General features: G+C 32.2%; 8 protein-coding genes. 7 read left to right on the plus strand and 1 reads right to left on the minus strand.

The features are described from left to right. Positions 1-128 precede the first annotated feature (128 nt). The 7 genes from cobT to ACREVU_RS18690 all read left to right on the plus strand — a co-directional run bounded on the left by cobT (position 129) and on the right by ACREVU_RS18690 (position 6,519). Complete coding sequence (gene cobT / locus ACREVU_RS18660; protein ID WP_431553103.1) at positions 129-1,202, plus strand: nicotinate-nucleotide--dimethylbenzimidazole phosphoribosyltransferase; 1,074 nt, start codon at positions 129-131, stop codon at positions 1,200-1,202. Then, positions 1,202-1,795, plus strand: a complete 594-nt coding sequence (gene cobC / locus ACREVU_RS18665; RefSeq protein WP_431553104.1) for an alpha-ribazole phosphatase — start codon at positions 1,202-1,204, stop codon at positions 1,793-1,795. The genes cobT and cobC overlap by 1 nt, the downstream gene beginning before the upstream one ends. A gap of 86 nt (positions 1,796-1,881) precedes the next feature. Next, a complete protein-coding gene (gene cobS / locus ACREVU_RS18670) occupies positions 1,882-2,634 on the plus strand; it encodes an adenosylcobinamide-GDP ribazoletransferase (protein WP_431553112.1) in 753 nt (250 codons plus the stop codon). A gap of 24 nt (positions 2,635-2,658) precedes the next feature. Beyond that, a complete protein-coding gene (locus tag ACREVU_RS18675) occupies positions 2,659-3,795 on the plus strand; it encodes a pyridoxal phosphate-dependent aminotransferase (RefSeq protein WP_431553105.1) in 1,137 nt (378 codons plus the stop codon). Then, the gene (locus tag ACREVU_RS18680) at positions 3,792-5,117 is read left to right on the plus strand and encodes a cobyrinic acid a,c-diamide synthase CobB (RefSeq protein WP_431553106.1); all 1,326 of its coding nucleotides are present in this window, start codon (positions 3,792-3,794) and stop codon (positions 5,115-5,117) included. The genes ACREVU_RS18675 and ACREVU_RS18680 overlap by 4 nt, the downstream gene beginning before the upstream one ends. Before the next feature lie 91 nt (positions 5,118-5,208). Further along, positions 5,209-6,057, plus strand: a complete 849-nt coding sequence (locus ACREVU_RS18685) for a DegV family protein (protein WP_431553107.1) — start codon at positions 5,209-5,211, stop codon at positions 6,055-6,057. A gap of 6 nt (positions 6,058-6,063) precedes the next feature. After that, positions 6,064-6,519, plus strand: a complete 456-nt coding sequence (locus ACREVU_RS18690) for a PadR family transcriptional regulator (RefSeq protein WP_431553108.1) — start codon at positions 6,064-6,066, stop codon at positions 6,517-6,519. A 94-nt stretch (positions 6,520-6,613) separates the two neighbouring features. Here the strand turns inward: ACREVU_RS18690 and ACREVU_RS18695 are convergent, their stop codons facing one another. Beyond that, positions 6,614-7,657 carry a type II toxin-antitoxin system antitoxin SocA domain-containing protein gene (locus ACREVU_RS18695; protein ID WP_431553109.1) on the minus strand — a complete coding sequence of 348 codons (1,044 nt, stop codon included), beginning with the start codon at positions 7,655-7,657 and terminating at the stop codon, positions 6,614-6,616. Between the last annotated feature and the right edge of the window lie 145 nt (positions 7,658-7,802).

The following is a 7,802-nucleotide window of genomic DNA, read 5'->3' on the forward strand; positions in this document are numbered from 1 at the left end:
TACAAAACAGGGACAATTGTCTCTGTTTTTTTATATTAACCATTAAATTTTCCGCAAAAATAATGGGAAGCGGCCTTAAAATGTGTTAAAATTGTTTAATAGACGAAGATCAACAGGGGGAGTAACAAATGGAACTTCTAGAAGAGACATTGAAGTGTATCGGTCCACTAAATAAAGAAGCCATGAAAAAAGCATGGGAAAGAATTGATAGTTTAACAAAACCTATAGGAAGTCTTGGCGAAATAGAAAATATTATAGCAAAGATTGTAGGGATTACTGGTGAGGTACATAACAAAATCAATAAAAAAAATGTGGTTATAATGTGTAGCGATAATGGAGTGGTGGAAGAGGGTGTTTCTAATTGCCCTAAAAGTGTAACTGCTACAGTTACGAATAATTTCACTAAAAAGATTACAGGAGTATATGTACTATCAAAATTTGCTGGAAGTGACATTACAGTTGTAGATGTGGGAGTCGATGCGGAGTTTAATAATCCTAAAATCATAGATAGAAAAATTGCTTACGGTACTATGAATATGATGAAAGGCCCTGCAATGACTAGGGAGCAAACGATTAAAGCTATAGAAGTTGGCATAGAAACAATTGATGATCTAGTGAGCAGCGGGTATGATTTATTTGGTACAGGAGAAATGGGTGTTGGGAATACTGCTACAAGTGCAGCTATTTTAAGTGTCTTTTCAGACCTAGATGTAGATGTGTCAGTAGGTAAAGGCTCGGGAATAACAGAGGATCAATTTATTAATAAAAAGCGAGTAATCAAAAGGGCAATTGAAATAAATAAACCGGATAAAGATGACGTTATTGATGTGCTATCAAAAGTTGGAGGATTCGATATTGCCGGATTGTGTGGTTGTTTTCTAGCAGCAGCAAAAAATAAAGTGCCAATTGTTATTGATGGGTTTATAGCCTCGGCGGCTGCACTTTGTGCTTATAAATTGAACCCTTTAGTTAAGGGATATATATTTGCCTCTCACTTATCTGCGGAACCGGGAGCTGCTTTTATAATGAAAGAAATAGGACTTGCACCTATGCTGAATTTGAATATGAGACTAGGGGAAGGATCAGGTTGCCCGCTTGCTTTTAATATAATTGAGGCAGCACTTTTTACAATGGATAATATGGGAACTTTTGAAGAGGCAACCCTTGATAGGAAAAAATATGTAGATATAAGGGAAAATTAATGAATATTTATTTATTGAGGCATGGTCAGACTGAAGAAAATAGAAAAGGTTCTTATTATGGAAATTTGGATATAAGTTTAAATTCAATTGGAATAAGCCAGGGAAATAGTGCTAGGGGTTTCTTTAATGATATAAAATTAGATAGGGTATATGTTAGCGATAAAAAAAGAACCACAGAAATGGCAAAATTAGTTTTAGAACAATCAGAAATTGAAATTATACAGGATAATAGAATAAATGAAACTAATTTTGGCGATTTTGAAGGGAAGACCTACCAGGAAATTAAGAGGCTCTATCCAGAGGAATGTATTTGTTGGCAAAATAACTGGAAAGAATTTGTTCCGCCCAGTGGCGAAAGTTATATTGTGTTATGTGAGAGAGTTAAGCACTTTATGGAAGAAATTAAAAAGTTAGATTATGATAATATTTTATTATGCACTCATTCAGGAGTCATAAGAGCTATATATTGTTATGTTATGAATGAGAATATAGATCTGTTTTGGAAGTTTGGTTGTAAAAATGGTGATATTAGCATTATAAAATATGAATTTGGTAATTTATATATTGATGCCATTATTCATAATGCAAAATAAATAACGAATAAGGATAACACATAATACATAATTCATATTTAGGAAAGAGGTGAGGTTTGCAAGGGAAAGTCTTTGCAAACAAACAAATGAGAGAATATTTTAATGATTTTTTACTGTTTTTTCAATTTTTTACACGTATACCTATAAATAAAAGTTTGGTATGTGAAAAAGAAAATTTTAAGAAAGGATCTATATTTTTTCCAGTAGTAGGATTATTTATAGGACTTGTTCAATGGGTAATTTATTATCTGTTAATAAAAGTACTGCCAGTAAATATTACAGCGGTATTTGTAGTTATTATACCAATAGTTCTTACTGGAGGATTACATGTGGATGGACTGGGAGATACCTGTGATGGTTTCTTTTCATTTAAGGGTGGCAAAGATAAAATAATAGAAGTCATGAAGGATAGTAGAGTAGGGACCTATGCTAGTATTGCCATAGTTTTTGATATGCTAGCACGATACGCGGCGGTATGTACTATTATAGAACTCAATTTACCACTTATTTTAATTGCAACACCAATAATTGCAAGATTTACTGTAGTTTTCATATCTTTCATAGGAAAGAATGCTAAAGAAAAGGGCTCGGGAAATATATTTATCGGAAATATTGATGCAAAAAGGCTAGTAATTACAGCAATTATAACTATTGCACTTGGGACTCTATTAATAGGAATTAATAAAAGTATTATATTGATAGTTTCAGGAATGGTTTTAAGTTTGTTGTTTAATAAATTCTGTGAAAGTAAAATCACTGGACTTACAGGAGATAGTTTAGGCGCTAATAATGAATTAGTTGAAATCTTGGTTATGGTTTTGTTTGTAGCTATGAATTGATGCAACTAGAAAGGACGGTATTCAATGATACATGGTGGAGATGTTTATACTGATGGATTACGAAAGGGAAGAAAGCTAATAGATTACAGTTCTAACATAAATCCATTAGGAGTTCCCAGTAGCTTTATTGATAACATTAGTGAAGCAGTAGATGCACTGACAAGATATCCAGATATTAAGTATAGGGATGTGTTAAAAGGTCTAATGAAGTACGTTGGTTGCCCAGAAGAATACTTTGTTTTGGGAAATGGTGCTGCGGAAATAATTGATTTAGTTATATCTTGCCACAAAAGTTTACTAATTGTGGTGCCTTCTTTTGTAGAGTATGAAATTGATGCTAAAAAGTGGAATTGTGATATAGAATATTCATATTTAAAACAGCGGAACAATGAGGAAGACCTATTAGCTCAGGATTATGTTGAACTTTCCTACGATTATGAGGATATTCTAAATAAACTGCAAGTGGTTGATGCCATGATTTTGGGTAATCCCAATAATCCTAATGGCGGTATCATTGATAAAGAGGAGTTTCAAAAAATTCTTGAATATTGTGAGAGAAGCGGTAAAGTAATAATAATAGATGAGGCTTTTATTGAATTTACTGGAGACGCTCAGCACAGTTTTGTTGGGGCTCTTAAAAATTATAAATGCTTATTTATAATAAGGGCTCTGACTAAATTTTTTGCTATGCCAGGTATAAGGTTTGGGTATGGAATAAGTAGTAACAGTGCTTTAATAAAAAATGTTAAAGAAAAACAAAATCCTTGGAACATAAACTGTTTTGCAGAGGTAGCTGCATGTCATGTGCTAAAAGATAGCGAGTATATTGAAAAAAGCAAACAGTGGATAAGACGAGAAAGGCCGATTTTCCTAAAATCATTAAAAAGTATTTCTTTTATAGAACATGTATATTTTACCCATGGGAATTATGTATTATGTAAATTAAAAGCACTAACCTCAGAGGAACTTTATAAATTATGTTTAAATCAAGGCTTTGTTATAAGAAAAGCAGATAATTTTAGAGGGCTGGATGAGCAGTATATAAGGCTGGCTATTAAGGATAGGGAAACTAATGAAAGATTGATTCTTGTGCTTAAGAACTTAGGGGAGAAGCCGACCCCAGGGGGTCAATTTCACGGGAGAAGGATGGAAGATAAATGAAGAGTATAGTAATATCATCAAACGCAAGTGGTGGCGGTAAAACTACAGTAACACTGGGAATTATGAAGGCCTTAAAAAATAGAGGCTTGGATGTACAGGGGTATAAAGTAGGACCAGATTATTTAGACACTGCCTTTCATACAAAGATAACAGGTAAAAATTCTAGAAATTTGGATTTGTTCCTTATGGGCGAGGCTGGAGTTAAAGCTAGCTTTTCTAGAGGTGTGGGAGACGTAGCAGTAGTTGAAGGGGTAATGGGATTATATGATGGAAAAGGTATAGACACATCCAATTCTACTTATCACCTATCAAAGGTTTTAGACTTGCCTATTATTCTTGTATTATCTCCAAAGGCTCAGGTAGCAACTTTTTGCGCGGAAATTAATGGAATAGTTAACTTTAAAGATGCTAATATAAAGGGCATAATACTTAATAATATAACAGAAAGCTATTACAATCTACTTAAAGCAACTATTAAAGAAAACTGTAACTTGGAGGTTTTAGGTTATCTCCCAAAGGATGAAAGATTAAATCTTAAAAGTAGACATTTAGGATTAATTCAAAGCAGTGAAGTTGAGGATTTAGAAGAAAAAATAGAAATCTGTGCGCAGTTATTAGAAAAGCATGTGGATATGGATTTATTATTACAACAGTTCAAAGAAACAGAAGTGTATGTGGATAATTTCCATGTGGAGAATGTGGGAAAAAGGATAGCTGTGGCTTATGACAAAGCTTTTAGTTTTTATTATAAAGAAAATCTAGAGCTGCTTTCGGAGCTAGGAGAAGTTATATACTTTAGTCCAATTCAGGATAAAAAATTGCCAAGTAATATTGATTTTCTTTATTTAGGTGGGGGTTACCCAGAGGTGTTTATAAGGGAATTATCTCAAAATACATCTATGCTGGAGAGTATAAAAACAGCTTTAAATAATGGACTTCACTGTTATGCAGAATGTGGAGGATTGATGTATCTTACTCAAGGGGAAAAACCTGAAGGGGAGGATGAAATATCACATAAGGCAGTAGGCTTTTTTGATGGGGATTACACCTTAACAAAAACACTTCAGAATTTTGGATATGCAGAAATAAAGGTAGGGGTAGAAAACAATATTTTGCCCATAGGAATGAATATAAACTGTCATGAATTTCATAAATCAACTGTTAATTTAGAAGAAGAAAAGATATTTAATCTTTTGAAACAGGGATATGATGGTAAGCAGAAAAATTGGCAATGCGGATACCTTAAGAAAAATACCTTAGCAGCTTATGGTCATGTTCATTTTTTGGGAAATTTACAGTGGGTAAGGGAGATATTTAGATAGTGAAATATAAATGATTTTATATGTATCACTATTGATACATATAATCCATAGTGATATAATTACAATATAATGTAATATAGGAGGAGTTAATTTGAACAAAATAGCTTTAATTACAGACACTACAAGCGATTTAAGTAGAGAAGTCATAGAGAAATATAATATTAATGTATTACCCTTTAGGATTATCTATTCTGATAGAGAATATTTAGACAATGTGGATATTACACCACAAGAAGTTTATAAAAATATGGAAAAAGAAGTACCTACATCCTCGTTACCATCAATGAAGGATATGGAGGAATTATTTTTGAAATTAGAAGAGCAGGGTTACACTCATGCTATAACAATAACATTATCCACTGGACTGTCAGGGATATTTAATGCTATAAAACTTACAAGTGAAAATCATCCAGGGATTAATACTCATAACTGTGATTCACAATCTATTGCTCTTGGCGAAGGATTAATAGTAACTGAATGTGGAAGGCTCATAGAAGAAGGAAAGAGTTTTGAAGAAGTTGTTGCTGCTATTCCTTCTATTAAAAAGAGAATTCATCTATATTTCGTAGTTGGCACTCTAGAGTACTTAAAAAAAGGTGGAAGAATAGGAAAAGTTTCAGGCACTATAGCAGAGCTTTTAAATATTAAACCTATAATAGCCATTGACACTGATGGTAAGTACATGACCTGTGAAAAAGTAAGAGGTAGAAAACAATCTCTTAATAAGCTTATAGAACTTACAAATAACATTTTAGATAAAAAGAAGTGTAAAGTTTATATAGTTCACGGACATGCAGAAGAAGAAGCTAAAAAAGTAATGGAGAGTATACGTCCTCATCAAAACATTATTTCTATAGAATTTGGTGGATATATAAGTCCTGTATCAGGGGTTCATAGTGGGCCAGGTTTGGTAGGAATGGTTTGCATAGAGGAAACTTAAATATAAATGGGTAATTCTGTGATTAAAGAAAGTGGGATAGACATTAAGGTTGAAGAAAAGAGGCTTTACGAAGAGTATAAGAAAAAACTTTTAGAACTGAGAAAAGTTCAAAAGGAAAAAGAAGCGGTGGGGCAAGTATTCACAAAAGGATTACTACCACTGTATGTGTTATTTATTCTAAGTTTAGGCGAAACTAATGGTAATGATATATCTCACAAAATTGGTGATAGAACAAATGGTCTTTGGATTCCTAGTACAGGCGGAATATATCCTCTTTTAAAAAAATTAGAAAAAGAAAAATTGGTCCTTGGTGAATGGAGTAATGCTAAGAAAGCACAGAAAATTTATAAAATCACGGTAGAAGGTAAAAAACAATTAGAAAATAAAAAATACCTACTACAAGATAAAATTGAAGAAGCTTTAGAGGTGTTTAAAATAATTTATAGTGATTTATATAAATAACATATTATAAAATAAAAGAGCTGCAGGTGAATTTGCTTGTGGCTCTTTTATTGTTAACAAAAAAAACCAAGCCGTAATGGCCTGGCGATTTATATTATCTTAATTCTCTTAATTCCTTTGCTAAACTATAAGGAATAATCTGATATGACTCTGTATCTATATAAGCTTTTTCCTTATGCATATAATCTACAATTTCTCTTGCTCTATAATCTTTAAAAGTAGTGGCTATTATCTCAAGAACACTGAGCTCTTCTAATGAAAAATCTGAAATGTTAATCTCTTTATTAGGGATAATTTTGTAGCTTATATCTTCATAAATAATTTCTTCTACTACTTTTACAGTAGGTAAATGCATGATTTCATCAAAAGCTATTGGCAATGCTCCATATTGCATGTGTTTATAGACAAGTCCTGTCATAGATTTTTCATGTCGTCTAAAGTAAAGTGAATCTGCATACCACAAAAGTTTCATAAGTTTAACTTTATAAAGGATAGTTACGAAATTAGAAAAATAGCCAATTACACTGGCGAGCTTTTCTATATCTAATTTTTTGTAACCATTACAATCACTTTCTTGTTGATAGTTTACGTAGAGGACATTGATTTCCTGTTTCTTTAAATACAAGTTTCCCAATTCTTCTACCTTATGGGTAATGCTATTACGGATTTTATTATACTTTTCTATAGTAAACCTATCTTTGTGTTTATCTATACTTTCTAATGCAAACATCGGATTTTCATAAGCCATAATCATGATATTATTGTAAGTTTCATCTTGAATAGTTTTGCTTTCATACCGCGTTACAGTTATATCTCCCCAACCTAACATAGTGGAAAAGTCGCTTTGTGATATTCCATAGAAACCTCTAATTGTTGCAATTTCATTAGAAGTTAATAAACCCTTCTTAGTTCGATAAGCATCTCTTGCTCTTAACAAGTTTTCATCCATTATGCCCGCTGGAGCAAATTCATTTTCCTCTTCATCACTAAGTGGACATAAATAATAAACTTCTTCATAATCAACAACCTCGCCTTTTACAAGGCCCTGTGTTAATCTTTTTCTAACTTCTAATGAATGAACCTTATTACAAATTGGACAATCTATCTCTATTGTATTGATTAAATAATCTTTATTCATTAAATAACACTCCTCTTAATATCTAGTGTACCTACTTGTACACTGATTGATTTTACTCGTTTTACACATAGACTACATATAATCTATGTAGTCTATAATCTTACCTAAAACATTTTCTTATTTGTTCAAAAACATCTTGTTCAGA

The organism is Clostridium sp. (genome assembly GCF_050717535.1).
Lineage (GTDB): Bacteria > Bacillota > Clostridia > Clostridiales > Clostridiaceae > Clostridium_AD.